Source organism: Pseudomonas sp. YJ42 (assembly GCF_047225135.1).
Lineage (GTDB): Bacteria > Pseudomonadota > Gammaproteobacteria > Pseudomonadales > Pseudomonadaceae > Stutzerimonas > Stutzerimonas stutzeri_E.
In genome coordinates this window covers 2462786-2488503 of sequence record NZ_CP178378.1, presented here as the reverse complement: position 1 = coordinate 2488503, position 25718 = coordinate 2462786, and the positions used below count along the sequence as shown (strand labels likewise).

Here is a 25718-nt window from a genome sequence, read left to right as displayed (position 1 = left end):
GTCCTTCGGCCTGCATTCGCCGCGGGGTCGCGGCTCCTACGAAGCATTGCGGGCTGGCCTAGTTACTTCTTCAACATCGCCCGCATCGCCGCCAATGCATCATTGCCGCGGGCCGCTTTCACTTCCACCGGCGCGTCTTCCTGGCCTTCCCACTCCAGGTCCTCCTGCGGCAGTTCGTCGAGGAAACGGCTGGGCATGCATTCGATGATTTCGCCGTACTGCTTTCGCTTGGCGGCAAAGGTCATGGCCAGGTTCTGCCGCGCGCGGGTGATGCCGACATAGGCCAGACGGCGTTCCTCTTCGATGGTATCGGCCTCGATACTGGAGCGGTGCGGGAGGATTTCCTCCTCCATGCCGAGGATGAACACGTAAGGAAACTCCAGCCCCTTGGAGGCATGCAGCGTCATCATCTGCACGCCGTCGGCGCCTTCTTCCTCTTCCTGCTGGCGTTCGAGCATGTCGCGCAGGACCAGTTTGGCGATGGCCTCCTCGATGGTCATTTCGCCTTCTTCGTCTTTCTCCAGCGTGTTCTTCAACGCATCGATCAGAAACCAGACGTTGCCCATGCGGAAGTCGGCGGCCTTGTCACTGGAGGTCTGCCCGCGCACCCAGGTCTCGTAGTCGATGTCCATGACCATGCTGCGCAGCGCGGCGATCGGGTCGTTCTGCGCGCATTGCTGGCGCAGGTTGTCCATGTAACGCTTGAAGCGCGACAGGCGATCGGTGAAACGGCTATCGAGATGTTCGGCCAGACCCATCTCGTCGCAGGCCTGATACATCGAGATTTTGCGCGTGGTGGCGTAGTTGCCGAGCTTCTCCAGTGTGGTCGAGCCGATTTCCCGGCGCGGCACGTTGATCACGCGTAGAAAGGCGTTGTCGTCGTCCGGATTGACCAGCAGGCGGAAGTAGCTCATCAGGTCCTTCACTTCCTGACGGGCGAAGAAGCTAGTGCCGCCGGACAGCCGATAGGGAATCTGGTGGTGCTGCAGCTTCAGCTCGATCAGCTTGGCCTGGTAGTTGCCGCGATAGAGGATGGCGAAATCGCTGTAGGGCCGTTGGGTCTTCAGGTGCAGGGTGAGGATTTCCATCGCCACCCGCTCGGCCTCGGCTTCCTCGTTGCGGCAGCGGATCACTCGGATCGGATCGCCATGGCCCATTTCCGACCACAGCTGTTTCTCGAAGGCGTGCGGGTTATTGGCGATCAGGATGTTCGCGCACTTGAGGATACGGCTGGTGGAGCGGTAGTTCTGCTCGAGCATCACCACCTTGAGCGAGGGGAAGTCCTCCTTCAGCTGCATCAGATTTTCCGGCCGCGCGCCGCGCCAGGCGTAGATCGACTGGTCATCGTCGCCCACCACGGTGAAGTGCGCGCGCTCCTGCACCAGCAGTTTGACCAGCAAATACTGGCTGGCGTTGGTGTCCTGGTACTCGTCCACCAGCATGTAGCGCACCTTGTTGCGCCACTTCTCCAGCACCTCGGGGTGGTTCTGGAACAGCTTGACCGGCTGCATGATGAGGTCGTCGAAATCCACCGCGTTGTACGCCTTGAGCGTGCGCTGGTAGTGGGTGTAGACGATAGCGGCGGTCTGCTCCTTGGGGTTGCGTGCGTTTTCGAGCGCCTCTTCAGGCAGGATCAGGTCGTTCTTCCAGTTGCCGATGTAGCCCTTGATCTCGTCCACGCCGTCGTCACCGGCGTATTCCTTCTGCATGATGTCGGTCAGCAGCGCCTTGATGTCGCCCTCATCGAAGATCGAGAAGCCGGGCTTGTAACCCAACTTGGCGTATTCCTTGCGAATGATGTTCAGACCGAGGTTGTGAAAGGTCGAGACCGTCAGGCCGCGGCCTTCCCCGCCGCGCAGCAGGCTGCTGACGCGCTCCTTCATTTCACGGGCGGCCTTGTTGGTGAAGGTCACGGCGACGATGTACTGGGCGCGGATGCCGCACTGCTGGATCAGGTAGGCGATCTTGCGGGTGATCACGCTGGTCTTGCCGGAGCCGGCGCCGGCGAGCACCAGCATGGGGCCGCCGACGTAGTTCACGGCTTCCTGCTGCCGGGGGTTGAGTCGGGACATTCTCGTTCGGTCTGTTGAAGCGGGGGGCGAGAGTTTAGCAGGGCAAGCCCTGCCAGATGACGTTGACCAGGCTTCGTGCCTACCAGTCGTCGCCCGCCGTACTCAGTTTTGGACAGGAATGCTCTAGTCTATGCGCGCCGTGACCGCCTTAGGCTGTTCAGTCACCGCTCCGCTTCGCACAAGGAGGTGTGCCGTCGAGGTGGCCAACCATCCTCTTGCTCCGCACGAACCGGGGACACACCGTGACAGCGCCCATCCAACCCATGCGTCTGGTTCTGCTGGCAGACGAGCCCGAGTGGGGCGAACGTTTGCACGCCGCGCTGGTCGCGTTGCGTAGCCAACACCTGCTGCTGATCGCCGATGACTGGCCCTCCGCCGCTGCGCATCTGGCTGAAGCGGGTCACGTCTTGCTGCTCACCACGCCGCGCCGCCGCCCGGCTTCGGGCCGTTTTCCCATTCCTACCATGCTCCTGCTCGACGAAGAGCCGGACGAGGCGCCCGAGGGCGTTGTCGACTGGCTGGTCGGTTCGCAGTTCAGCGCTGATGTGTTGCGCCGCAGCCTGCGTTATGCACGAGAACGGTGCACTCTGCATGCGGCACTGCAGCGCCTGTCCGAGCAGGACCCGCTGACAGGAGTCGTGAACCGCCAGGGATTCCAGGCGTTGCTTGCGGGAGAGCTGGCGGAGCACGACGGCGGGGGGTTGGCCCTGGGACTGCTGGACCTGGACAATTTTCGCCGGGTCAACGAGGCGCTGGGGCACCAGGCCGGTGACGGGCTGATCCTGCAAGTGGTGGCGCGCTTGAAGGCGCAGCTGGAGGTTGGCGACCGGATCGCGCGGCTGGGTGGCGACGAATTCGGCCTGCTACTGGATACCGGGCGCCGCTCCGGGCGCGCCGAGCAGGTAGCCGATCGGGTGGTGGAAGCCTTGGCCGAGCCTTACTGGCTCGACGGCGAAAGCCTGATGCTCGGCTGCAGCCTTGGGCTGGCCCACGCCAAGGCCGACACCGATGCCGATCAGCTGCTATGGCTGGCGCAGGTTGCCATGCGGCAGGCCAAGGCCAAGCAAGGGTGTACCTGGTATCTCTACAACGAGCGGGTCAATCGCAGCGCCAGCAGCCTGGCGGACTTGGAAGGTGAGCTGCGCCGTGCGCTGCGCCGCGATGATCTGGAATTGCACTATCAGCCGCGGCTGTGCATGGAGACCGGTCGCATCGTCGGCTTGGAAGCGCTGGTGCGCTGGCCACATGCCTCGCGCGGCCTGCTGGCCCCGGATGAGTTCATTCCCATGGCCGAGGAAAGCGGGCTGATCGTGCCGCTGGGCTACTGGGTGATTTCGCGGGCGCTGCGCGACATGCAGAGCCTGCGCGAGAAGGGCTCCGGGGAACTGCACATGGCGGTCAACCTGTCGTTCCGGCAGTTTCAGGACAGTCAATTGCTGGTCACCCTGCAGCGACTGATCGAGGAGCGCGGTGTGGACCCGCGCTGGCTTGAATTCGAGCTCACCGAGACCGCGGTGATGCGCCGCAGCGATCAGGTCAGCGGGACCATGAGCGCGCTGGCGGAGCTGGGTGTGCGCTTCTCGCTGGACGATTTCGGCACCGGATTTTCGTCGTTCGTGCACCTGAGCCGGCTTCCTATCAGCCTGCTGAAAATCGACAAGAGCTTCGTCGATGGGGTCAGCGCCAAGGCGGACAACAGCCTGGTCCAGGCCATGATCGGTCTGGCTCATGACCTGGGGCTAGAGGTGGTGGCCGAAGGCGTGGAACGGGCCGGTCAGTTGAAACTGCTGGAGCGCTACGGCGCCAATCAGGTGCAGGGCTACCTGATCAGCAAGCCGCTGCCACTGGCGGAGCTGGAGCGCTTCCTGGATCAGGAGCATCAGGCCCAGCTCAGCGGCTGAGGCGAACGCCGGGTGCGGCACCCGGCGCCCAGCCGGCTAGCGCACCATGTGCAGGAAGTGCATGTGTTTCTCGTACTGGTCGAGGATGTCGCCGATGACGCCCTCGCGGCTCCAGCCCATCACATCGTAGTTCTGTCCGCCTTCCTTGAGGTGCACCTCGGCGCGGTAGTAGTTGCGCTCGTCCTCGTCACCTTCTTCGGTGACGACGAAGCTCGGCATCGGATAGCCGCGCGGACGGATCTGGTAGATGAAGTCGGGAGCGCCCTCGTGGGTGATCGCCAACCCGGTACGGTTGTCCTCACCGCTGGTCAGTTCGACGCTGTAGCCCTGCTGGCGCAGCTCCTCGGCCACTGCAGTACAGGCCGGGGCCGCAACTTCCCTGATGAAGCGCTCCACATCGCGGCGGCGCGGGTACTTGGTCAGGTTCTGCACGCGTCGCCGCCAACCGCCTTCCTGCGGCGCGGTGGGCGTGGTGCTGAGTGATTGATAGCGCAGGCCTTGCTTGGTGGCATCGACGCGCAACGCCTTGAGCAGCCCCCACATGGCGCAGAGCAGCACCAGGGTGAAGGGCAGCGCGCTGGCGATCGTGGCGGTCTGCAAGGCCGTCAGGCCATCGGCGAGCAGCAGCGCGATGGCCACCGCGCCCATGGAACCGGCCCAGAACACGCGCTGCCAGACGGGCGTCTGGCCTTGGCCACCGGAAGCGAGCATGTCCACCACCAGCGCACCGGAGTCCGCCGAGGTGACGAAGAACACCACGACCATGATGATCGCGATCAGCGATAGCAGCGAGGCAAAGGGGAAGTGCTCGAGAAAGGCGAACAGCGCCAATGAGCTGTCGCGCTCGATGGCTTCACCCAGACTGGTTACGTGGTCCCAGAGAATCATGTGAATCGCGGTATCGCCGAACACCGTCATCCAAAGCAACGTGAAGGCAGTCGGCACCAACAGGACGCCGGTGACGAATTCGCGAATGGTGCGGCCACGCGAGATCCGCGCGATGAACAGCCCGACAAAGGGCGACCAGGCCAGCCACCAGCCCCAGTAGAACAGCGTCCAGCCGCCTATCCAATCGTTCGGCTCGTAGGCGTAGAGATTGAAGGTAGCGGTGACGATCTGGGAGAAGTAGTTACCGGTGTTCTGCACGAAGGTCTGCAGGATGAACACGGTGGGGCCGGCGATCAGTACCAAAAGCAGCAACAGGACCGCCAACGTCAGGTTCAACTCGGACAGCCGGCGTACGCCCTTGTCCAGCCCGGTGACCACGGAAATGGTCGCCAGCAACGTGGTGCCTGCGATCAGTGCGATCTGTACCGGTATCGATACCGGCAGCCCATAAAGATGGTTCAAGCCGGTGTTGATCTGGGTGACCCCAAGACCCAGAGAGGTGGCGACGCCGAGTACGGTGCCAATGATGGCGAAGATATCCACCGCGTGGCCGATCGGGCCATGAATACGTTCACCGATCAGCGGGTACAGGGCCGAGCGCAGAGTCAGCGGCAACCCTTGCCGATAGCTGAAATAGGCCAGGATCATCGCGACGATGGCGTAGATAGCCCAGGCGTGTAGTCCCCAGTGGAAGAAGGTGATTTTCATCGCTTCGCGTGCGGCGTCTACAGTGCCGCCTTCGCCGACCGGGGGGGATAGAAAGTGCATCACCGGCTCGGCGACGCCGAAGAACATCAGACCGATACCCATGCCCGCCGAGAACAGCATCGAGAACCAGGTGAGGTAGCTATAGTCCGGCTCGCTGTGATCGGGGCCGAGCTTGATTTCTCCGTACCGGCTGAGGGCCAGCAACACCACCATCAGCAGAATGATCGCCACGGCAAGAATGTACAGCCAACTGACATTGGCGATGATCCAGGCCTGGACATCGCTGAAGACGCGCTGAGCATGCTCCGGGGTGGCGACGCTGTAGATCACCAGCATCAGGATCAGAACGGCAGAGCCGTAGAAAACGGGGGGGTTGAGGGTAGGGGAAGAAGACTTGTTGGCCTCCATGCTGCGCTCCTTTGATAACCGATTAGGGAGTGGCCGCCTGTGGCGAAGAGGACGCAATCTAACATATCGGTCAGCTTTCGACCGGACACGCAGGTCGTCCACTGCCTCGCTTCGCTGGTTGGGCCGCCTGGAAATCCGGTTTGCAATTGAATTACCGATTCCAATCGATCGCCGTTGGAGGGGGCGTAACTCAGCCGCCCTGGCTGCCGGGTCTGTACTGCAGGGCTTCGGCCAGGTGCGCACGGCCGATGGCCGTGTGCTGCTGCAGGTCTGCCAGGGTCCGCGCGACTTTCAGGATCCGGTGCGCGGCGCGCAGCGAAAGTCCGAGTCGCTCGCAGGCGCGTTCCAGCCATTGCTGGTCCTCGGCTTGCAATTGGCAATGGCTGCGCAGACCGCTGAGGTCGAGGAATGCATTGGCGCAGCCTTGGCGCTGCAACTGGATGCGTCGCGCTTCGGCGACCTGGGCCGCGACCTGTGCAGTGGTTTCGCTGCCGGCCAGTGGTGCGTTCAGTGCCGTGGCTTCGCGTGCCACGGTGAGGTGCAGGTCGATACGATCGAGCAACGGCCCGGACAGCTTGCCGCGGTAGCGCTGAATCTGATCGGGTGAACAGCGGCAGCGCCCGCTCGGGTCGCCCAGGTAGCCGCAGGGGCAGGGGTTCATCGCCGCGACCAGTTGAAAGCGAGCCGGGAATCGCACCTTGTCCCGTGCCCGGGCAATAACGATGCAGCCTGATTCCAGTGGCTCGCGGAGCACCTCCAGGACTTTGCGATCGAATTCCGGCAGCTCATCGAGAAACAACACGCCCTGGTGCGCCAAGGTGATTTCGCCCGGCCGCGGTCGGCTACCACCGCCAACCAGAGCCGGTCCCGATGCACTGTGATGGGGCTGACGGAAAGGCCGCTGCGGCCAATGCTCGAGCGGTGACTGGCTGGCGACCGAATGAATCGCCGCGACTTCCAACGCCTCCTGCTCTTCCAGAGGCGGTAGCAGGCCCGGAAGACGGCTGGCGAGGAGCGTCTTGCCGGTGCCCGGCGGCCCGGAAAACAAAAGGTTGTGCGCGCCCGCCGCAGCGACCAGCAGGCCGCGCTTGGCGGCAACTTGGCCTTGCACCTCGGCCAGGTCGGGATAGGGCAACAGTTGACGCAGCAAACCTTGGGCTTCGAACGGCGCAAGAGGCGCGACGCCATTGAAATGCGCTGCGACCTCGAGCAAATGATCGGCGGCGTAGACCACCAGGCCAGAGGCCAGGCTGGCTTCCTCGGCATTGGCGCGTGGTACCAGCAGAGCACGTCCGGCTTTGCGTGCGGCCAGTGCGGCGGGCAGAACGCCCTGAACCGGGCGTAGCGCTCCAGACAGTGCCAGCTCGCCCAGGCATTCGAGGCTATCGAGGCGGTCCGGGGGAATCTGACCGCTCGCCGCGAGAATACCCAAGGCGATGGCCAGATCGAAGCGGCCACCGTCTTTCGGCAAGTCCGCCGGGGCCAGATTGAGGGTTATACGGCGGGCAGGAAAGTCAAAGTCGGAGGTCAGAATCGCGCTGCGCACACGATCCTTGCTTTCCTTGACGGCGGTCTCCGGCAGTCCGACCAGCGCCAGCGAGGGCAAGCCGTTGGCCAGGTGGGCTTCCACGGTGACGCTGGGCGCCTCGACGCCCACCTGGGCGCGGCTATGAACAATGGCAAGGGACATTCGATCACTCCTTTGATCGTGTCGCCACCGGGTTTATTCGGAGGCGGGGGGCACCAGTCTTTCTTCCAGCTCGGCGACCTTGGCCTCGAGCGCTTCGAGCCGCGCCCGTGTGCGGGCCAGGACGACCATCTGGCTGTCGAACTCGTCACGACTGACGACATCCAGCTTACTCAGCGCGCCCTGCACGATCCCTTTCAGCTGGGCTTCGATTTCCGGGCGGGGTAGTGGCGTTTCGCCGTTGAACAGGCGCGAAGCCTGGGAGCCGATGGCGTCGAGAAAAGCTTTGGGTGGAAACATGAGCATCACCTGTTTCTGAGCGGCGGGCAGTGTAACACGGGCCGTCCGCGGTCATTTTTTACCAGCATGCACGATTATGGGCAGACGCCTGCGTCGTTGTGCGCGGTATTGGTGCGCGGTTGCGCTGGTTCGCTACAGGCACCACGGCATCCCGGCGTCGCGGAACGCACCAGACCGCGCTTTCCAGCAAACTGGCACCGATTCTGCTTGGAGGGCCATGACGATGCACCAGAGCGTTGCGGTGCGCAGGCGATTCGGGACGTTTCGTCGGATCGGTTGATGGTGTCGGGAGTCGCTCGGCCACGCCGGCGCGTTACAAGAGCCAGACACTGAGCTTAGACTTGAGCCGGGTTCGTACTTCTGGGGCAAGTCCACCTAACGGGAGAGTTTCATGAAACTAGTCACTGCCATCATCAAGCCGTTCAAGCTGGACGACGTACGCGAGTCGCTGTCCGAGATCGGTGTTCAAGGCATCACAGTCACCGAGGTCAAGGGTTTCGGGCGCCAGAAAGGCCATACCGAGCTGTATCGCGGTGCCGAGTACGTGGTCGATTTTCTGCCGAAAGTGAAGATCGACGTGGCGATTGCCGACGATCAGCTCGATCGGGTGATCGAAGCCATCACCAAGGCGGCCAATACCGGCAAGATCGGTGACGGCAAGATTTTCGTCGTCAATTTGGAACAGGCCATCCGCATCCGGACAGGCGAAACCGATACCGACGCGATCTGATCGGCTTCGTCGCGTAGGGAGCGATTGACCGGGCGGAGACGCCCGAGTTCGCCGAAATCAGCCAAGCCAACCGAGTCTGATTTCTCGCTGCCACGCACGATCTCGATCATTTTGCGATTGCCTGCCTAGCAGGCCTACGAACCCCACGCCCCAGGAGTAAAACCATGACTCTGCGAAAATTCGCAGGGCTAGGAGCCCTTTTGTCTCTGATCAGCCCCGGCATCGCCATGGCGCAGGAGGCAACGCTTGATTCAGGTGACACGGCATGGATGCTCACAGCCACTGCGCTGGTGCTGTTCATGACGATTCCAGGCCTGGCACTGTTCTACGGCGGCATGGTCCGTTCCAAGAACATTCTGTCGGTCATGATGCAGTGCTTCGCCATCACTGGCCTGATGAGCATCCTCTGGATGGTCTACGGTTACAGCCTGGCCTTCGACACGGCTGGCATGGAAGCGGGGGTCACCAATCTCAATTCCTTCGTTGGCGGTCTGGGGCGTGTCTTCCTCAGCGGGCTGACGCCGGACAGCCTCACCGGTACCGTGCCGGAGAGCGTGTTCATCACCTTCCAGATGACCTTCGCCATCATCACTCCGGCGCTTATCGTCGGTGCCTTCGCCGAACGTATGAAGTTCTCCGCGATGCTGGTGTTCATGGGTGTCTGGTTCACCCTGGTCTATGCGCCCATCGCGCATATGGTTTGGGGTGGCGACGGCGGCCTGATGTGGGATTGGGGGGTGCTCGACTTCGCCGGCGGCACCGTGGTGCACATCAATGCCGGTATCGCAGGCTTGGTGGCGTGCATCGTGCTCGGCAAGCGCAAGGGCTTCCCCACCACGCCGATGGCGCCGCATAACCTGGGCCTGACCCTGGTTGGTGCAGCGATGCTGTGGGTCGGTTGGTTCGGCTTCAACGCCGGGTCCTCACTGGCCTCCAACGGCACCGCCGGCATGGCCATGCTGGTTACCCAGATCGCGACGGCTGCCGCGGCACTGGCCTGGATGTTCGCCGAGTGGCTGACTCACGGCAAACCCAGCGCGCTGGGCATCGCTTCGGGCGTGGTTGCCGGTCTGGTTGCCGTTACCCCGGCTGCCGGCACCGTGGGCCCGATGGGTGCGCTGATCATCGGTCTGGCCTCTGGCGCCATCTGCTTCTTCTGTGCCACCAGTCTGAAACGCAAGCTCGGTTACGACGACTCCCTGGACGCCTTTGGCGTGCATGGCGTCGGCGGCATCGTCGGTGCGTTGTTGACGGGTGTGTTCGCGGCTCCGGCGCTGGGCGGCTTCGGTGAAGTGGACAACATCGCGCTGCAGCTGTGGATCCAATTCAAGGGTGTGCTGTTCACCGTCGTGTACACCGCCATCGTCACCTTCGTGATTCTCAAGGTGATCGATGTGGTGATGGGGCTGCGGGTCAGCGAAGAAGAGGAAACCATCGGCCTCGACCTCAGCCTGCACAACGAGCGTGGCTACAACCTGTAAGCACACGGAGTGCGCCCGGAGCCAACCCGGGCGCCTTTAACCGAACAGCGTCGTGAGGCGCTCGGCAAAAGGTGATAACAAATGGATAGCACAGCACTGATACCCGTTCAGTACGGACTCGATACCTTCTACTTCCTTATCTGCGGCGCGCTGGTGATGTGGATGGCGGCCGGTTTTTCCATGCTCGAAGCCGGTCTGGTCCGGGCGAAGAACACCGCCGAGATACTCACCAAGAACATCGTGCTCTACGCCGTGGCGTCGATCATGTATCTGCTGATCGGCTACTACATCATGTATTCCAGTCCGGACGGCGGCATTCTGCCGAGCCTGGGCTTTCTGATCGGCGATGAGAACGCGGTAGACGTGGTCGCCGCCGGCGGCGAAGACGCGCCTTACTACTCGACGCGCGCGGACTTCTTCTTCCAGGTGGTATTCGCTGCGACCTGCATGTCGGTCGTTTCTGGTGCGGTGGCCGAGCGGATGAAGCTCTGGGCTTTCATCGCCTTTGCAGTGGTGATGACCGGCATCATCTACCCGGTGCAGGGTTTCTGGAAATGGGGCGGTGGTTTCCTCGACGCGGCTGGTTTCCTCGATTTCGCCGGTTCCGGTCTGGTGCACATGGCCGGCGCTTCCGCTGCTCTGGCTGGCGTGCTGCTGTTGGGGCCGCGCAAGGGCAAATACGGCCCGAACGGTCAGATCAACGCGATCCCCGGCGCCAACCTGCCGCTGGCGACCCTCGGTGCGTTCATCCTGTGGATGGGGTGGTTCGGCTTCAACGGCGGTTCGCAACTGAAGATGAGCACCATCGAAGACGCCAACGCGGTCGCTCAGGTGTTCACCAATACCAATATGGCGGCTGCCGGTGGCCTGGTTGCGGCACTGATCACAGCGCGCCTGCTGTTCGGCAAGTCCGATCTGACCATGATCCTCAACGGTGCACTGGCCGGTCTGGTCGCCATCACCGCCGAGCCGCTGACCCCGAGTGCGCTGCAGTCCGTGTTGATCGGTGGTGTGGGCGGCGTACTGGTAGTGTTCAGCATCCTTGGCCTGGACAAGCTCAAGCTTGATGACCCTGTCGGTGCTATATCGGTGCATGGTGTTGTCGGCATGTGGGGCTTGCTGGCCGTACCGCTGACCAATGCGGACGCCTCGTTCGGAGCGCAGCTGCTGGGTCTGGTGTCGATCTTTGCCTGGGTGTTCATCGCCAGCCTGATCGTCTGGGGCATCATCAAGGCCGTGTTCGGCCTGCGTGTCAGCGAAGAGGAGGAATACGAGGGTGTTGATGTGGTCGAGTGCGGCCTCGAAGCCTACCCGGAGTTCACCAGTAAACGTTGACCTGCAATCTAATGACGAGGGCGCCTATGGCGCCCTTTGTTTTTTCTGGCGCCGCGCTAGAATGCGCCCGTTCAGGTGATCGCAGAGGCTCCGGCATGTGGCAACAGACGATGATCACGCTGCGCCCGAAATCGCGCGGTTTTCACCTGGTTACCGACGAGCTGCTTGCACAACTGCCGGAACTGCAACAATGCCCGGTCGGTCTGTTACACCTGTGGCTGCGTCATACATCGGCCTCGCTGACCATCAACGAGAACGCCGACGGCGCGGTTCGGCGCGACTTCGAGCGGTTCTTCAACCGCCTGGTGCCGCAGGGTCAGGATGGTTACGAACATGATTACGAGGGGCCGGACGATCTGCCGGCACACTTCAAGGCGAGCCTGCTCGGTTGCCAGGTGAGTTTGCCGGTCAGTGAGGGGCGATTGGCATTGGGGACTTGGCAGGGTATCTATCTGGGCGAGCACCGTGATCAGGGCGGCGCCAGGCAGATCCTTGCAACGCTGTACGGAATGGCAAGTTGAATTTTTTTTGGCGATGGCGAACAAATCACATCGCTGGGCTATAACTTCCGCTTTGGCAAGGTACGAGGTTGAACATGAGCGACGAAGAATTAGAACAAGACCTGGACGTTAACGACGAGGAAGATGACGAGGAGCTGGCTGCTGCCGACGACGGCGACGATCTCGCTGATGAAGAGGGGACCGACAGCGAGCGCGCCACTCCAACGACCAAGAAGGCCAAGGCCAAGGCTGTCGTCGTCGACGAGCTGCCAAGTCTGGAGGCCAAGCAGCGCGAACGCGATGAGCTGGCGCGCGCCATGGAGGAATTTTTGGCGCGGGGAGGACGTGTGCAGGAAGTCGAGCCCAATGTAGTCGCCGATCCGCCGAAAAAGCCGGACAGCAAATACGGCAGTCGGCCTATTTGAATCGCCGCCCATGAAAAAGCCCGCGCTATTGCGGGCTTTTTTGTGAATCAGGATGTCGCGTTTTGATCGCGCTGCGCTCAGTGCCAGCGGTCGAGCAATGGCGGCAATTCGGACAGGCTGCCGATTTCAGCGTCGGGTCTGCCGGCGTGTTGCCACTCAACTCCGCCGGGGTTGAACCAGATCGCACGCATGCCGGCGCGCTGGGCGCCGCCGATATCGTCGCTGGGATGGTCGCCGATATGCACCGCGTGGGTGGCCTCCACGCCGCCCCGCTTGAGCGCTTCGCGGAACGGATGTGGGTCGGGCTTGCCGACCCCGAGCTCCTCGGCGCAGAGGGCGAAGCGGAAGTAGTCGGCCAGCCCCAGCCGGCTGACGTCGGCGTTACCGTTGGTCAGCACGCCGAGCATGTAGCGATTGGCGAGCAGCTCCAGTGTGGGGTGCACCTCGGGAAATAACTCGACAGCGTGTCTCGCCTCGAGAAAGACCCGGAAACCCGCTTCGGCCAGCTCTTTGGCTTCGCCCGGCGGGTAGCCGGCCTGCTCCAGTGCGTTGAACAGTATCTGCCGGCGCAGCTCGCTGAGGCGATGCTTGAGCATAGGGTCGGCTTGCAGCAGCCGCTCACGGATGGCCCACAGCGCTTCAGTGGTGAAGTCGCCCAGGCGTGGCGCATTGCGTCCTAGCCAATCGCGCAGGGTCGCTTCGGCGCCGCGCATGACGGGCGCGACATCCCAAAGCGTGTCGTCGAGGTCGAAGGTGATCAGCTGAATACTCATGGCTCGCTGTCCTGTTTGCGGCGCGCTCGCGGGTGCGCCTGATCATAGACCTTGGCCAGATGCTGAAAGTCCAGGTGGGTATAGATTTGCGTGGTGCCGATGTCGGCATGACCGAGCAGCTCCTGCACCGAGCGCAAGTCTTGGGAGGATTCCAGCATGTGGCTGGCGAAGCTGTGCCTGAGCATGTGCGGGTGAAGATGCTGGCCGAGCTCTCGCACGCCGGCTTGGCGTACCCGCAGCTGTACCGCGCGAGCCCCGAGGCGCCGACCATGCTGGCTGACGAAGACCGCGCCATCGGCTGGATTGCTCAGCGTCCTCAGTGGTAACCAGGCCTGCAGCGCTTCACGGGCCTTGCGACCGATGGGTAGCACACGCTCCTTGTTGCCTTTGCCATGAACCTGAACCAGACCGGCCGGCAGATCGAGCTGATCGAGGTTGAGACCGACCAGCTCGGCCAGACGCAGACCGGACGAATAGAACAGTTCGAGCATGGCCTGATCGCGATGGCCGATGAAATCGTCCTCAATCCCGCCGTCGAGCAGCTGCATCGCTCTATCGGTATCGAGCAGGCGCGGCAGACGCTTCTCGCCCTTGGGCGCGGAGATACCGGCCGCCGGATCATGGGCGCAGCGCTTTTCCTCGTTGAGATAGCGATAAAGGCCCCGCAACGACGACAGCAGACGTGCCAGGCTGCGGCCGGATTGACCTTGGCGATGCTGTTCGGCGATCAGCTGGCGAACCTGAGGACTTTTCAGTTCGGCCCATTGCTCGAGGTGCTGCTTATGGCAGAAGTTCATCACCTTGATTAGATCGCGCCGATAACCATCGAGGGTGTGAGGCGACATCTGCCGCTCGCTGCGCAGGTGTTCGAAATAGGCGTCGAGATCGTTCTGCATCGGGCTCACTTCGATAAGAGGCAGCCATCAGATGGAAGCTGAACGTAGAAGCCGGACGAAGTGCTCGTGGTTCGTGCATTGGCTTCCAGCGTCCAGCGGCGTCTAACGTACCGAGCGCAGCGGTGCTGAGTAGTGCGGCAGGACGCGCGTCAGCACCTCGGCGATATAGCCGAGAAACAGCGTGCCCAGCGAACTCTTGTAATGCTGCGGGTCCTGGCTGCCGATCGCCAGGATGCCTTGCTGCTGGTTGAGCGCAACCACCGCGGCCGAGCCGATGCCGCTGCTTTCTTCTTCGCCAAACAAAAACGCCAGCTCATGCGGGCGCAGTACACCGCAGACGGTTTTGCCGGTGCCGAGCAGGCCGCCAATGGCCTGCTGCGCCTCGGCGGCGGTCACGCTGCGGCCAACCGGCAACGGCGAATCGCTGAACAAGATCAGGCTGACATAGGGCACCTGGAACTCATGCCGAAGGCTTTCATCCACCGCGCCGATGATTTCTTCCAGGCTGTTGGCGTCCAGCAGGTCGAGGACCAGCCGGCGCGTTTTGTCGAACAGCCTGTCGTTGTCGCGAGCCACATCCATCAGCTGCGACAGGCGATGGCGCATTTCGATGTTGCGTTCACGTAGCAGCTTCACCTGCCGCTCGACCAGCGACACGGCGCCGCCGGGCAGGTGGGGGATGCGCAGCTCGGGAATCAACTCGTCGTGATCGACAAAGAATTCCGGATGGGCGCGCAGATAGGCCACGACGGTTTCGGCGTCCGGCAGGTGCGGCTTATCCTGGTTTTGCTCGGTCATAGGCGAACTTGTCCTTCGAAAACGCGAACGGCGGGACCGGTCATCATAACCGGCTGCCCTGGTCCTGCCCATTCGATGGACAAACGGCCACCCGGTAGATCGAGTTGTACGGGTGAGTCCATCCAGCCCTGGCGAATCGCAGCGACCGCTGCGGCGCACGCGCCGGTGCCGCAGGCTTGGGTTTCGCCAGCGCCACGTTCCCAAACCCGCAGTTTCGCGTGCTGGCGGTCAACCACCTGCAGAAAACCGGCATTGACTCGCTGCGGGAAGCGCGGGTGGTGCTCGATCTTCGGCCCCAGTTCATGCACCGGCGCGGTGGTGACGTCATCCACCCGCAACACGGCGTGTGGGTTGCCCATGGACAGCGCGGCGATCTCTAACTGCTGGCCGTCGACATTCAACGGATAGCTCAGGGCTTCGCCATCAGCCAGGAACGGAATATCGGCCGGCACCAGACGTGGAGGGCCCATGTCGACACTGATCTGCCCGTCGGGGCGGATGTCCAACTCGATGATCCCGCCTTTGGTCTCGACGCGAATCTGCCGCTTCATGGTCAGACGCTTGTCGAGCACGAAGCGTGCGAAGCAGCGCGCACCGTTGCCGCATTGCTCCACTTCGGAACCGTCCGAGTTGAAGATGCGGTAGCGGAAATCAACATCGGGATCGTGCGGCGGCTCGACCAGCAACAGCTGATCGAAGCCCACGCCGGTATGCCGATCGCCCCATTGCTTGGCGTGTTTCGGCTGGATATGCGCGTGCTGGCTGATCAGGTCGATGACCATGAAATCATTACCCAGGCCGTGCATCTTGGTAAAACGCAAAAGCATCGTCGTGGCCTCAGGCAGGCAGCAGGCTTTCGCCGGCGTATAGCTCCTGCACGCTCTCGCGGCGGCGCACTTCGTAGACTTCGTCGCCATCCACCAGCACTTCGGCGGCTCGGCCGCGGGTGTTGTAGTTGGAACTCATGACAAAACCGTAGGCACCAGCCGAACGAACCGCCAGTAGGTCGCCTTCGGCCAGGACCAGTGGGCGTTCCTTGGCGAGAAAATCACCGGTTTCGCAGACCGGGCCAACGATGTCGTAGTGACGCGCATCACCCTCGCGTGGCTGCACGGGCACCACGTCCATCCAGGCCTGATACAGCGCCGGGCGGATCAGATCGTTCATCGCCGCATCGACGATGGCGAAGTCCTTGTGTTCGGTGTGCTTGAGGTACTCCACACGCGTCAGCAGCAGACCGGCGTTGGCCACGATCGAGCGACCGGGTTCGAACACCAGCGCCAGGTCGCGCCCGTCGATGCGCTTGCGCACCGCCTGTATGTAATCGCCGGCCAGCGGCGGTTGCTCTTCGCGATAGCGCACACCGAGCCCGCCACCCAGATCCAGGTGCTGAATGCGGATGCCCCGCACGGCCAGACGATCGATGAGTGCCAGCAAGCGGTCTAGCGCGTCGAGAAACGGTGGCAGCGTGGTGAGCTGCGAGCCGATGTGGCAATCGACGCCGATCACGTCAATGTTGCTCAACGCGTGAGCGCGGCCGTAGACCGCGTCGGCGTCTGCAATGGCGATGCCGAACTTGTTTTCCTTGAGGCCGGTAGAGATATACGGATGGGTGCCGGCATCCACATCGGGATTGACCCGTAGCGACACCGGCGCCATTACACCGAGCTCGGCAGCGACCTGCTGCAGACGTTCGAGCTCGTCGGTGGATTCTACGTTGAAACAGTGCACGCCGACTTCCAGCGCGCGCCGCATGTCATCACGGGTCTTGCCGACGCCGGAAAACACGATGCGCTCAGGCTGCCCGCCTGCTGCCAGCACGCGCTCCAATTCACCGCGCGACACGATATCGAAACCGGCACCGAGGCGAGCCAGTACGTTGAGCACGCCTAGATTCGAGTTAGCCTTGACCGCGAAGCAGACCAGGTGCGGCATGCCTTGCAGCGCGTCGGAATAGGCGCGGTACTGGGCCTCGATATGGGCGCGCGAATAGACGTAGGTAGGGGTGCCGAAGCGCTGCGCGAGAGCGGGCAGCGCCACGCCCTCCGCGAAGAGTTGACCGTCGCGGTACGAGAAGGCCTCCATGGAATGCCTCCTTTACAGTTCGAAACGGTCTTTGGAACGTTCGTTGGCGGTTGCTTCGTCGTCCGGATGATACAGCGGGCCTTTCTGGCCGCAGCCGCTAAGTGCGGAAGCGAGAACCGCGAGTGCAATAAGTGGAAGCAGTAGACGCTTCATTGGGGGCAATCCTTGAAAATCGATGGGCCGGAGTATACCCAGCACCTACCGGATTGCCTATGTGGCCGCGCTCGTCGGCAGCCACATCGGGCGACCGCTCCGACAGCCGCTCGCTAGACGCGGCGGTGGCCTGCTAAGCTCGTCGGCATCGTCGGCGGCCCTGTCCCGCCGTACAAAATCGCACCGAGGAAAACGATTCATGAGTCTGAGCGAAGCCCGCTTTCACGATCTTGTCGATGCCGCGCAGGAAGAAATCGAGGATGTGTTCGATCACAGCGGCATGGATGTCGATCTGGACAATTCCGGTGGCGTTCTCACCGTGCGTTTCGAAAACGGCACGCAGTTGATCTTCAGCCGTCAGCCGCCGTTGCGCCAACTGTGGGTGGCCGCGCGTTCGGGCGGCTTCCACTTCGACTACGACGAAGCCGCGTCGTTGTGGATCTGTGACACCAACGACGAGCGACTCGGTGAACTATTGGCCCGGGTTACGCAGGAGCAGGGGGGCGAGGCGCTCGAATTCGAAGACTTGTGATGCGCGACGCTGCCTGAGCCGGGTCGCCGTACCTGGGCCGTGATTTTTCCGGCACCCTTGCTTATTTAATGAGCTGTGATAGGGTCGAGTGCAGGTTAAAAAACCCCGCCTTCGGGCGGGGTTTTGCTTTTTTACCCACCGACGTTTTTTACAGGAGCTCACCCGGAACCATGGCCAGTGCACCGCCCATTATCATCACTCAACCTGATTTGCAGCGGCTCGAGCGGCTGCTCGACAGCCTGGCTGACTACGGTCCGGCCGCCGAGGCGCTCGAAGAAGAGTTGTCGCGTGCCCAGGTGGTCGAGCGTAGCGAGCTGCCTGCTGGCGTGGTGTCGATGAACTCGCGCGTCCATTGTCGCGAGGAGGGGAGCGGCAAGGACTACCATCTTACGTTGGTCTTCCCGCAGGATGCCGGAAAGGAGGGCACCGTATCGGTATTGGCGCCGGTAGGTACCGCCCTGCTGGGCATGAGTGTCGGCCAGCACATCGATTGGCCGACCCCTGGCGGCAAGGTGCTCAAACTCACGTTGCTGGCGGTCGAGTACCAACCTGAAGCGGCCGGCGACGTTGGTCTGTAACGAGCGTTTTAGTCCTCGCGTCGCGTCCGTTCAGACCGACCCCAGTGCCTGATTGAGCGCTGCTTCGAGATGCGCTTTGTAGCGCAGATGCTGCACGGTCTGGGTTCTCCCCCCACCGTGCAGACCGGACAGATCCAGGTCGGTGATGTAGCAGGGATAACGTTCGCCACCGCTCCGTTGGGCGAGGATGTAGCGAGCTACCGCGGCGAAGAGCCCGGCGCCATATTCCAGGCTGGAAAACTCCTGATGGTTGCAATACAGCGCTACCTGCGAGCGGCCCTTTTCGCTGGGTTCGATGATCGCTTGGATGTCGTAGAGCGGATCGCTGGCTTCCTCGCGCGGTGCCGCTCGGCGCTCGACAGCCAAGGGGCGATCCGGCGAAGCCTGTTGTAGCCGGTAGAAGAGGATGTCCATGGCCGCCAGACGGCTTTCTTCGAACGGCAGCTGAGTGGTGCGGCGGTAGCTCACCGACTGAAGGAAGCGCAGCAATGGCGTCAGCAGGGTCTGCTCGTCGCGATACGGCACCTGCTGACGCCACAGGGCATTGAATTCGTCCAACACCGTCAGCTCCGCCATCGCTCCCTGGATGCGATAGAACACCTGTAGGCATTGCGCTCTGGCTTGGGCCAGGATCAGCGCCAGGTCCTGGCCTTCCAAGGCATGTCGATCCACGCGCAGCGGGCGAGCGCGCTGGTGTGCCTCGCCCAAATGTTCGACCAGGGCCTGCAGGTCGCTCAGCTTCGTGTGATGGACGTTGCCTGCAGTCAGGTCGAGCACGTGAAAATGCTGGCGTACCTGCAGCAGGTAGCGGCCGTCGCTCGCTTCGTCGAGGCCGCTCTGAGCGTCGCTGAAGAGCGTTTCCACCCGCCGTGCGATGGCCAGGCCGGAGTGGCGACAGAAGCAGCGCACCTGCAGAGCGGGGCGAACACCGCGCGCGGGCAGTTCGTCAAGGTAATCGCGCAGGCAATCGGGCAGTGCCGAAGCGCCCTCGTAGCGACTGACGATCAGCTCGTTCCAGCTATTCAGGGTGAGGCGATCGATGCTCAGGACAAGATTTTCCCGCGCTGCGCCATAGCCGAACGGATCGTTGCGCTCGTCGGGCGAGAGCGGGTGCTCAGGGCTGAACGGGTCGAGTCCGATATTCACCAGCAGCAGCACCTGGGTCGGTACCGCCGCCGTCAACAGTGCATCCTCGGCTACGGCAGGTGGCGGCATGGGAAAGGCCTGACGCAGATCGGTCAGCAAGGAGAACAGCTCGGCTTCGCTCAATCCGCTATCGCCCGGGTGTAGCGCGACGTGGGTGGCGCTATCGACTATGCCGTTGCGATGACACCACCCGAGCAGCGGTATCAGATCACGCGAGCGCTTCAGCGGCGAGTGGTTCGTGACTTCCCGGGCGTTCAGATTGCCCTCATAGAGCGCCCAAGAGATATCGGAGGCCGCGTCGTAGCCCTGCACCAGCGTCAAGCTGTGCTCGGCCATGTCAGGCGAGATGCCCAGATTGATCGCTTCGATCTTGCCCGCCTTGCGCTCGATGGCTGCATGCAGGCGCCGGCCGAGCACGCCGAAATCACGCCCGTTGATGCTGCTGGTGATCTGCAGGCGTCGGGCGAATTCGCTGAGGAAGCGATAGCCATAAGTCAGCTCGTTGACCAGCGCTCGGCGCTCCTGATCAACCTGTCGGGTTTTCCACTGGCTGCGACGATCGAGCAGGGCGAACTGTCGCTCGTCCCAGCCCCAGTCGCGGGTGAGGCGTTCAAGCAGGTGTCGCTTCCAGCTCTTGCGGCGACCGATTGGCGGATTGCTCAGGGGCTTGTTGACCTTCAAATACAGGCAACGCCGTAACAGGGCCATGCGTTCCATGTCGCCGCGTTCGACCAGATAGGCTTCGATCCGGCGGTACGCGACGATATAGGGATCGAGGTCGTCCAGTTCCAGGCGGTTGGCGTAAACCGCCTGTTTGAAATCAAGGCTCAGGCATCGCACCTGAGGATGCTCGCTGGCGTAGACCTCGACCAGCAGCAACTTGAACAGTGACTTGTAGGGCGATTCGATGGCCTTGTACAGCTGCCAGAGGCCCGCACCTAGGTATTCGCCCGGCGGGATATTGCCGAGGCTGCCGAGATCCAGCACCTCGTCGCTGCGCACGAAGCGTTTATCTAGCAGGGTGCGGACGTAATCCTGGTAACGATGCTCTTCGTAATCCGGCACCAGCCACCAAAGCGGTGTGCGGCCACCGAGCCAGATGGCGGTGCGGTAGAACTCGTCGAGTAGCAGGTAGTGTTGGGTGGTGCCGCAGTCATCGGAGGTCAGTTTCGCTTCGCGCGCACCCTGGGTGAAACGCACCGGGTCGACCAGAAAGAAATGCGCCTCGCTACCTTGGGTCGCGGCCCAGGCCTGCAACTGCTCGCACTTTCGCTGCAGCTCATCGAGCCGAGGTGCAGGCAGCTCTGGATCATGGCAGACCCAGACATCCAGATCGCTTTGCTCGCCCTGGGCAACGGTACCCAGGCTGCCCATAAGGAACAGGCCGAGGATCGGCTGCGGTGGTTTGCCGCGCAGGGGCTTGTAGGCGAACGAGCGGCTCAGGCGCTGAGCTTCGGCGAGGGTTTCGGCGTCCGGTTCGAAGCCGGCCAGTCCAGCTGGCGTGGTTCCCGACACATACCCCGGGAGAATCGGGTGATTGACATGAAACAGCAGCGGCAACAATTTGAGCACCGCTTGCTGACGTGGCGACATCGCCAGCCGGGTACGCTCCAGGCGTCCGGCATTCACTGACAGAAAGCGGTCGCGCAGGACGCCGAGTACCTTGCGGTCGATACCCTCTTCGAGAACGGGGCGGATTTCCTGGTGGCGGGTCATTCAGATTGTTCGTGAAAGCGATTGGGATCCGCCTGTTGAGCGAGGCAGAAAGGGCGGAAAAATAACATGGCTGAAGGCCGGAGGAAAAACGCAAGGCAGGAAGAGGAAGAACAGCAACAATCGCTGCCGGCCGACAGAACGGTTGCGCTATGGCGCAATTCAGTCGGCGCGGTGCTCTCGCGAAGAACCGAACGAATTCAGGCCGGGACGGTTTCCGAAAGGATCGTCAGCAGCGCTTGCGCGTGCTCGGCTGCGTCACGGCCGAGGCTGGTCAGATAGCCGCCGTCGGGTTGAGTGGTCAGGCCTTTGGTATGCAGCCGGCGAGCAGCGGCGATCGCTGCCTGATCGGCGTCTTGATGGACTTTCAGACCTTCGAGTGTGTTGTCGAGGTTGAACAGGCTAAGGATTTCCAGCTCGGCTACCAGTTCGGGGGTATAGGACATGACTGTTCCTTCGGGTGGTGGGCCTTGGCCCGGTTTGCGAAGTGTAGATGCTGTGCGCCGCGACGTGCCGCACTCTTCGCCTATTCGGCGAGATCAGGCAGATTGCGCAGCTGCGTTTCGTAGCTCTCGACGTCGAATGCGCGGTCTTGCTCGAGCATCTGCCGAATCTCGCGGGCGAGGACGAGGGCCATCAGCTTGAGAATCTCGTCGCGTTCGTAGCCGACCAGGGTCAGTTTGTTCAGCGTAGCCTGCGCGGCGGCAGGCTCGCCGGCTTCGAGCTGGTTTTCGATCGCCTGGATCAGGGTTTCTTCGGCGAAGCTTTCATCTTCATCGGACGTGGCATCGTTCATGTCGCAACTCTCGTCAGGAAAAATCTCGATAGCGGGTTTCGGCGAGTCCCGGCAAGCTGGCGCCAGCCGCGAACCTCTGAACGCTTCGCTTGGGCCGGTCTCTATTTCTACTATGGACCATCAAGGAGCACGACCGCAGCAATGATCACTCTGTACTGCCTTGAAAATGGCGCGCTGGTGCGTCGCGTTGCCGAAAGCCTGCAGACGCTGCCCGATAACGTGCTGTGGATCGACCTGTTGTCGCCTGATCAACAGGAAGAGCGCTTTGTCGAGTCGGAACTGGGGCTGGATATTCCGACCCGCGAAGAACTGGCGGAAATCGAGGATTCGTCGCGGTTCTACGACGAGGACGGCGCCATCTTCATGACCACCACGGTGGTGATGGGGATCGCCGATCGGCGCCCGGAAAATGCCGAGGTGACCTTCGTGCTGACCAAGCGCCGCCTGGTGACGGTGCGGTACAGCGAACTCAGCGCGTTTCGCCAGTTCGAATCCAAGAGCTCACGGCAGCCGTCCAACTACGCCACCAGTCATCAGATCTTCCTCGCCTTGGCCGACGCCGTGGTCGATCGCATCGCGGACGTGCTGGAAAGCGTGCAAATCGAATTGCAGGCCTTGTCGCGGCGCATCTTCGATGAAGGAAAGGAGCACCGCAGGGACCTGCAGCAGATCATTCAACAGCTCGGGCAGCATCGCTCGCTGCTGTCGCAGCTGGGCGAAAGCCTGTTCAGTTCGAGTCGACTGATCGCGTTCTATCGTCTGCATGCCGACGAGCCCAAACAGGGCGTCGCCAAGGGCCTATTGAAGGCGCTGGAGCGGGACGTGCGATCACTGGGCGAGCACCAGGCACGCCTGCTCGGCGATATCGCGTTCCTGCTCGATGCCACCCTGGGCCTGATCAATATCGAGCAGAACAGCATCATCAAGGTGTTTTCGATCGCCGCGGTGCTGTTCCTGCCCCCTACGCTGGTGGGGACGGTCTACGGCATGAACTTCGAGCGCATGCCCGAACTTGGCTGGTCGCTCGGCTACCCCATGGCGTTGGGCATGATGGTGATCTCCGCGATCATTCCCTATGCCTGGTTCAAGTTCCGCGACTGGCTCTGATCAGCCGAAGAAATAAAGAACGATGCAGAATGCGCCCAGCAGCGCCCACACGGCGCCAAAAATGACGGGCGTGCGCAGCGAGAACAGCAGTGTACGTTTGTAGCGCTCTCCGCCCGGCGGGCTATTTCCCTCGCCGAACAGGGCAGAATCGTGGTTGGGTAGCAGGCCGACATTGCCTTCGGTCTGCAGCAGCTCGGCCTGCTTGCGATGCCAGCGCTCTATCACGTCGAAGCTCGCCCGGATGCCGGGTATCGCATGCAGCGAGGTGAGCAGTCCAAGCAGCGCTAGCACGCTCGGCACAACCAGCCTGAACAGGCTTCCCCAGTCGGGATTGGTATTGGCCATGGAAGATGCGAAGGCAATCATCAGAAACGACTGCGAAGACAGGTAGCCGCTGGTGCGGCTGGCCAGTAGCGTCGACTCGAAATGAATCTCCGAACGATAGAAGTTCAACCGCTCCTTCGGCGAGTCGAAGACTTCAGCGCCTACGGTGTCCTGATTGAGCAACAGCGTTTTGAGGTCGGTCATAAGGGGGAGCAACTCGGGCATTAACGCGTTTGGCGCTATCCGGTCGGTCGAGTTCCCCCTTGAGTTGATCTTAGACCTGCTCCGCCAGCGCCTGCAGCGCGTCGCCCGTCAGGCGATAGGTCGTCCATTCGTCCTGCGGGCGCGCACCCAGTGATTCGTAAAAACGAATCGCCGGCTCGTTCCAGTTCAATACCGACCACTCGAAGCGCCCGCAACCACGGGACACCGCAAGGCGCGCGAGATATTTGAGGAGCGCCTTGCCGGCACCGGTGCCGCGAGCCTCGGGGGTGACGTAAAGATCTTCGAGGTACAGGCCGTTGCGGCCGAGCCAGGTCGAGTAGTTGAAGAAATACACCGCATAACCGATCGGTTGGCCATCGCTCTCGCAGATCAGCGCACTGGCGCTGGCATTCTCTGCGAACAGGCTGGTTTCGATGCCAGCGACGTCAGTCTTGACCTCGTGCTCGGCGCGCTCGTAGATCGCCAGTTCGGTGATGAAGCGCAGGATCAACGCTGCGTCTTCTCGGGTGGCATGACGGATATTCAAGGGCATGTACAGACTTCCAGCTGAACGTGTGGCTTGGACGGGCGGCGGAGCGTACTTCAGCGCCTGGCCACGATGATGGGCAATCGGCGCAGCCAGGGAATTGACCACGCTGGGACAGCCGACGAACGAAGTCGTCGACTGTTCTTCAGGTTGCGTATCAACGCGAGGCGAGCAGTTCGCGTCCGCGCTGGACGGCCGCGCGAACCTGCGCCGGGGCGGTGCCGCCGATGTGGTTGCGGGCATTCACCGAGCCTTCTAGGGTCAGCACGGCGAAGACATCCTCGTCGATCTGGTCGCTGAACCGGCGCAGCTCGTCGAGGCTCATTTCGGCCAGATCCTTGCCGCTGTCGACACCGTATTTCACTGCATGACCGACGATCTCGTGACAATCGCGGAAGGGCAGCCCCTTGCGCACCAGGTAGTCGGCCAGATCCGTCGCGGTGGAGAAGCCGCGCAGCGCCGCTTCACGCATGATTTCGCGCTTCGGCTTGATCGCCGGGACCATGTCGGCAAAGGCGCGCAGCGAGTCGCGCAGGGTGTCGGCGGCGTCGAACAGCGGCTCTTTGTCTTCCTGGTTGTCCTTGTTGTAAGCCAGTGGCTGGCCTTTCATCAGCACCAGCAGGCCGCTCAGCGCGCCGAACACGCGTCCGGTTTTGCCGCGAACCAGCTCCGGCACGTCCGGGTTTTTCTTTTGCGGCATGATCGAGGAGCCGGTGCAGAAGCGGTCCGGCAGGTCGATGAACTGGAACTGCGCGCTGGTCCAGAGCACCAGCTCTTCGGAGAATCGCGACAGGTGCATCATCGCCACCGAGGCGGCGGCGCAGAACTCGATGGCGAAGTCGCGGTCGGAGACGCCATCCAGCGAATTGCCGGAGATCGCGTCGAAACCCAGCAGTTTGCAGGTGATTTCGCGCTGAATCGGGTAGGTGGTGCCGGCCAGTGCGGCCGAGCCCAGCGGCATCCGGTTGGTGCGCTTGCGGCAGTCGACCAGGCGTTCGTAGTCGCGCGAGAGCATCTCGAACCAGGCCAGCAGGTGATGTCCGAAGGTGACCGGTTGTGCCGTTTGCAGGTGGGTGAAACCGGGCATGATCGTATCGGCTTCCGCTTCCGCCAGTCCGAGCAGGCCCTGCTGCAGGCGGGTGATTTCGCCGAGGATGGTGTCGATTTCATCCCGCAGCCACAGGCGGATGTCGGTGGCGACTTGATCGTTGCGTGAGCGTCCGGTGTGCAGCTTTTTGCCGGTCACGCCGATGCGGTCGGTCAGTCGTGCTTCGATGTTCATGTGCACGTCTTCCAAATCGACGCGCCAGTCGAAGCTGCCAGCCTCGATCTCGCCCTGGATGTCCTTCAGATTGGCGATGATCTCGTCACGTTCGCCATCGCTCAGCACTCCGGCCTTTGCCAGCATGGTGGCGTGGGCGATGGAGCCCATGATGTCGTGGCGGTACAGGCGCTTGTCGAACTCGACGGAGGCGGTGAATCGGGCGACGAAGGCGTCGACGGGCTCGCTGAAGCGGCCGCCCCAGGACTGGTTGGTCTTGTCGGTGCTCATGAATGCGCTCGCAGAATCGGAATGGGCGAAAGAAAGGCCGAATAATAACAGGGTTCAGTGGCCCCTCATGCGCTCCCCG

At 62.3% G+C, this 25718-nt stretch carries 24 protein-coding genes and 1 pseudogene; 9 read left to right on the top strand and 16 right to left on the bottom strand.

Translation table 11 applies throughout. The annotated features are described in order from the left end of the window. Positions 1–62: 62 nt before the first annotated feature. Positions 63–2072: a DNA helicase Rep gene (rep, locus tag ACL0K2_RS11320; RefSeq protein WP_413042668.1), complete on the bottom strand. Its 2010-nt coding sequence runs from the start codon at positions 2070–2072 to the stop codon at positions 63–65. Positions 2073–2335: 263 nt separating this feature from the next. Here rep and ACL0K2_RS11315 point away from each other — a divergent pair, with 263 nt between their 5' ends. Continuing rightward, positions 2336–3973, top strand: a complete 1638-nt coding sequence (locus ACL0K2_RS11315) for a putative bifunctional diguanylate cyclase/phosphodiesterase (protein ID WP_413044463.1) — start codon at positions 2336–2338, stop codon at positions 3971–3973. Positions 3974–4009: 36 nt separating this feature from the next. On the opposite strand, the gene ACL0K2_RS11310 is transcribed toward ACL0K2_RS11315, so the two are convergent. From ACL0K2_RS11310 to ACL0K2_RS11300, 3 genes are all read right to left on the bottom strand, one after another. Next, a complete protein-coding gene (locus ACL0K2_RS11310; RefSeq protein ID WP_413042667.1) occupies positions 4010–5977 on the bottom strand; it encodes a BCCT family transporter in 1968 nt (655 codons plus the stop codon). A gap of 190 nt (positions 5978–6167) precedes the next feature. Continuing rightward, entirely contained in the window at positions 6168–7667 is a 1500-nt protein-coding gene (locus ACL0K2_RS11305; RefSeq protein ID WP_045160419.1) for a YifB family Mg chelatase-like AAA ATPase, read from the bottom strand. 33 nt (positions 7668–7700) lie between these two features. Then, entirely contained in the window at positions 7701–7964 is a 264-nt protein-coding gene (locus tag ACL0K2_RS11300; RefSeq protein ID WP_045160570.1) for an accessory factor UbiK family protein, read from the bottom strand. A 391-nt stretch (positions 7965–8355) separates the two neighbouring features. Between ACL0K2_RS11300 and glnK the strand changes: the two genes are divergently transcribed. The 5 genes from glnK (at position 8356) to sutA (ending at position 12435) form a co-directional block, all read left to right on the top strand. Further along, on the top strand, positions 8356–8694 hold the full coding sequence (gene glnK, locus ACL0K2_RS11295) for a P-II family nitrogen regulator (RefSeq protein ID WP_003096476.1): 339 nt from the start codon (positions 8356–8358) through the stop codon (positions 8692–8694). Positions 8695–8858: 164 nt separating this feature from the next. Next, on the top strand, positions 8859–10175 hold the full coding sequence (locus ACL0K2_RS11290) for an ammonium transporter (protein WP_045160420.1): 1317 nt from the start codon (positions 8859–8861) through the stop codon (positions 10173–10175). Between the two features lie 81 nt (positions 10176–10256). Continuing rightward, on the top strand, positions 10257–11510 hold the full coding sequence (locus ACL0K2_RS11285; RefSeq protein ID WP_045160422.1) for an ammonium transporter: 1254 nt from the start codon (positions 10257–10259) through the stop codon (positions 11508–11510). 95 nt (positions 11511–11605) lie between these two features. Beyond that, entirely contained in the window at positions 11606–12031 is a 426-nt protein-coding gene (locus ACL0K2_RS11280) for a secondary thiamine-phosphate synthase enzyme YjbQ (protein WP_239610158.1), read from the top strand. Positions 12032–12105: 74 nt separating this feature from the next. Continuing rightward, on the top strand, positions 12106–12435 hold the full coding sequence (sutA, locus tag ACL0K2_RS11275) for a transcriptional regulator SutA (protein WP_045160425.1): 330 nt from the start codon (positions 12106–12108) through the stop codon (positions 12433–12435). A 77-nt stretch (positions 12436–12512) separates the two neighbouring features. On the opposite strand, the gene ACL0K2_RS11270 is transcribed toward sutA, so the two are convergent. The 6 genes from ACL0K2_RS11270 to lptM form a co-directional block, all read right to left on the bottom strand. Continuing rightward, a complete protein-coding gene (locus ACL0K2_RS11270) occupies positions 12513–13208 on the bottom strand; it encodes an HAD family hydrolase (protein ID WP_045160426.1) in 696 nt (231 codons plus the stop codon). Continuing rightward, positions 13205–14104 carry a tyrosine recombinase XerC gene (xerC, locus tag ACL0K2_RS11265; RefSeq protein ID WP_413042666.1) on the bottom strand — a complete coding sequence of 300 codons (900 nt, stop codon included), beginning with the start codon at positions 14102–14104 and terminating at the stop codon, positions 13205–13207. Before xerC ends, ACL0K2_RS11270 begins: the two co-directional genes overlap by 4 nt. A gap of 102 nt (positions 14105–14206) precedes the next feature. Further along, positions 14207–14902 carry a DUF484 family protein gene (locus ACL0K2_RS11260; RefSeq protein ID WP_045160430.1) on the bottom strand — a complete coding sequence of 232 codons (696 nt, stop codon included), beginning with the start codon at positions 14900–14902 and terminating at the stop codon, positions 14207–14209. Further along, complete coding sequence (dapF, locus tag ACL0K2_RS11255; RefSeq protein WP_239610163.1) at positions 14899–15729, bottom strand: diaminopimelate epimerase; 831 nt, start codon at positions 15727–15729, stop codon at positions 14899–14901. Before dapF ends, ACL0K2_RS11260 begins: the two co-directional genes overlap by 4 nt. 10 nt (positions 15730–15739) lie before the next feature. Further along, positions 15740–16987 (bottom strand): diaminopimelate decarboxylase, encoded by a 1248-nt coding sequence (lysA, locus tag ACL0K2_RS11250; RefSeq protein WP_413042665.1) that lies wholly within the window; start codon positions 16985–16987, stop codon positions 15740–15742. Positions 16988–16999: 12 nt separating this feature from the next. After that, a complete protein-coding gene (gene lptM / locus ACL0K2_RS11245) occupies positions 17000–17140 on the bottom strand; it encodes an LPS translocon maturation chaperone LptM (RefSeq protein WP_045160435.1) in 141 nt (46 codons plus the stop codon). Positions 17141–17339: 199 nt separating this feature from the next. Between lptM and cyaY the strand changes: the two genes are divergently transcribed. Continuing rightward, positions 17340–17672, top strand: coding sequence for an iron donor protein CyaY (gene cyaY / locus ACL0K2_RS11240; RefSeq protein WP_045160437.1), 333 nt, complete (start codon positions 17340–17342; stop codon positions 17670–17672). Between the two features lie 170 nt (positions 17673–17842). Then, on the top strand, positions 17843–18250 hold the full coding sequence (rnk, locus tag ACL0K2_RS11235) for a nucleoside diphosphate kinase regulator (protein ID WP_045160438.1): 408 nt from the start codon (positions 17843–17845) through the stop codon (positions 18248–18250). 30 nt (positions 18251–18280) lie between these two features. On the opposite strand, the gene ACL0K2_RS11230 is transcribed toward rnk, so the two are convergent. From ACL0K2_RS11230 to ACL0K2_RS11220, 3 genes and pseudogenes are all read right to left on the bottom strand, one after another. Next, entirely contained in the window at positions 18281–21112 is a 2832-nt protein-coding gene (locus tag ACL0K2_RS11230) for a class I adenylate cyclase (protein ID WP_239610167.1), read from the bottom strand. 197 nt (positions 21113–21309) lie between these two features. Then, complete coding sequence (locus ACL0K2_RS11225) at positions 21310–21555, bottom strand: TIGR02647 family protein (RefSeq protein ID WP_045160442.1); 246 nt, start codon at positions 21553–21555, stop codon at positions 21310–21312. 80 nt (positions 21556–21635) lie between these two features. After that, a pseudogene (locus ACL0K2_RS11220) lies at positions 21636–21893 on the bottom strand (hypothetical protein); the annotation flags it as partial. 153 nt (positions 21894–22046) lie between these two features. On the opposite strand from ACL0K2_RS11220, the gene ACL0K2_RS11215 reads away from it, so the two are divergent. Beyond that, positions 22047–23012, top strand: coding sequence for a magnesium transporter CorA family protein (locus tag ACL0K2_RS11215; RefSeq protein WP_413042664.1), 966 nt, complete (start codon positions 22047–22049; stop codon positions 23010–23012). On the opposite strand, the gene ACL0K2_RS11210 is transcribed toward ACL0K2_RS11215, so the two are convergent. From ACL0K2_RS11210 to argH, 3 genes are all read right to left on the bottom strand, one after another. Beyond that, positions 23013–23540 (bottom strand): hypothetical protein, encoded by a 528-nt coding sequence (locus ACL0K2_RS11210; RefSeq protein ID WP_045160447.1) that lies wholly within the window; start codon positions 23538–23540, stop codon positions 23013–23015. A 70-nt stretch (positions 23541–23610) separates the two neighbouring features. Then, a complete protein-coding gene (locus ACL0K2_RS11205) occupies positions 23611–24093 on the bottom strand; it encodes an N-acetyltransferase family protein (RefSeq protein ID WP_413042663.1) in 483 nt (160 codons plus the stop codon). Positions 24094–24244: 151 nt separating this feature from the next. Next, positions 24245–25639 carry an argininosuccinate lyase gene (gene argH / locus ACL0K2_RS11200; protein ID WP_413042662.1) on the bottom strand — a complete coding sequence of 465 codons (1395 nt, stop codon included), beginning with the start codon at positions 25637–25639 and terminating at the stop codon, positions 24245–24247. Between the last annotated feature and the right edge of the window lie 79 nt (positions 25640–25718).

Excerpts from the sequence above, each read along its gene's own strand:
- rnk (WP_045160438.1), top strand. The coding sequence starts at position 17,843 with ATGGCCAGTGCACCGCCCATTATCATCACTCAACCTGATTTGCAGCGG.
- lysA (WP_413042665.1), bottom strand. The coding sequence starts at position 16,987 with ATGGAGGCCTTCTCGTACCGCGACGGTCAACTCTTCGCGGAGGGCGTG.
- ACL0K2_RS11210 (WP_045160447.1), bottom strand. The coding sequence starts at position 23,540 with ATGACCGACCTCAAAACGCTGTTGCTCAATCAGGACACCGTAGGCGCT.
- ACL0K2_RS11205 (WP_413042663.1), bottom strand. The coding sequence starts at position 24,093 with ATGCCCTTGAATATCCGTCATGCCACCCGAGAAGACGCAGCGTTGATC.
- cyaY (WP_045160437.1), top strand. The coding sequence starts at position 17,340 with ATGAGTCTGAGCGAAGCCCGCTTTCACGATCTTGTCGATGCCGCGCAG.
- ACL0K2_RS11315 (WP_413044463.1), top strand. The coding sequence starts at position 2,336 with ATGCGTCTGGTTCTGCTGGCAGACGAGCCCGAGTGGGGCGAACGTTTG.
- ACL0K2_RS11260 (WP_045160430.1), bottom strand. The coding sequence starts at position 14,902 with ATGACCGAGCAAAACCAGGATAAGCCGCACCTGCCGGACGCCGAAACC.
- rep (WP_413042668.1), bottom strand. The coding sequence starts at position 2,072 with ATGTCCCGACTCAACCCCCGGCAGCAGGAAGCCGTGAACTACGTCGGC.
- ACL0K2_RS11290 (WP_045160420.1), top strand. The coding sequence starts at position 8,859 with ATGACTCTGCGAAAATTCGCAGGGCTAGGAGCCCTTTTGTCTCTGATC.
- ACL0K2_RS11285 (WP_045160422.1), top strand. The coding sequence starts at position 10,257 with ATGGATAGCACAGCACTGATACCCGTTCAGTACGGACTCGATACCTTC.
- ACL0K2_RS11270 (WP_045160426.1), bottom strand. The coding sequence starts at position 13,208 with ATGAGTATTCAGCTGATCACCTTCGACCTCGACGACACGCTTTGGGAT.
- ACL0K2_RS11230 (WP_239610167.1), bottom strand. The coding sequence starts at position 21,112 with ATGACCCGCCACCAGGAAATCCGCCCCGTTCTCGAAGAGGGTATCGAC.
- glnK (WP_003096476.1), top strand. The coding sequence starts at position 8,356 with ATGAAACTAGTCACTGCCATCATCAAGCCGTTCAAGCTGGACGACGTA.
- ACL0K2_RS11300 (WP_045160570.1), bottom strand. The coding sequence starts at position 7,964 with ATGTTTCCACCCAAAGCTTTTCTCGACGCCATCGGCTCCCAGGCTTCG.
- ACL0K2_RS11215 (WP_413042664.1), top strand. The coding sequence starts at position 22,047 with ATGATCACTCTGTACTGCCTTGAAAATGGCGCGCTGGTGCGTCGCGTT.
- ACL0K2_RS11310 (WP_413042667.1), bottom strand. The coding sequence starts at position 5,977 with ATGGAGGCCAACAAGTCTTCTTCCCCTACCCTCAACCCCCCCGTTTTC.
- ACL0K2_RS11305 (WP_045160419.1), bottom strand. The coding sequence starts at position 7,667 with ATGTCCCTTGCCATTGTTCATAGCCGCGCCCAGGTGGGCGTCGAGGCG.
- ACL0K2_RS11225 (WP_045160442.1), bottom strand. The coding sequence starts at position 21,555 with ATGTCCTATACCCCCGAACTGGTAGCCGAGCTGGAAATCCTTAGCCTG.
- xerC (WP_413042666.1), bottom strand. The coding sequence starts at position 14,104 with ATGCAGAACGATCTCGACGCCTATTTCGAACACCTGCGCAGCGAGCGG.
- ACL0K2_RS11280 (WP_239610158.1), top strand. The coding sequence starts at position 11,606 with ATGTGGCAACAGACGATGATCACGCTGCGCCCGAAATCGCGCGGTTTT.
- argH (WP_413042662.1), bottom strand. The coding sequence starts at position 25,639 with ATGAGCACCGACAAGACCAACCAGTCCTGGGGCGGCCGCTTCAGCGAG.
- sutA (WP_045160425.1), top strand. The coding sequence starts at position 12,106 with ATGAGCGACGAAGAATTAGAACAAGACCTGGACGTTAACGACGAGGAA.
- dapF (WP_239610163.1), bottom strand. The coding sequence starts at position 15,729 with ATGCTTTTGCGTTTTACCAAGATGCACGGCCTGGGTAATGATTTCATG.
- lptM (WP_045160435.1), bottom strand. The coding sequence starts at position 17,140 with ATGAAGCGTCTACTGCTTCCACTTATTGCACTCGCGGTTCTCGCTTCC.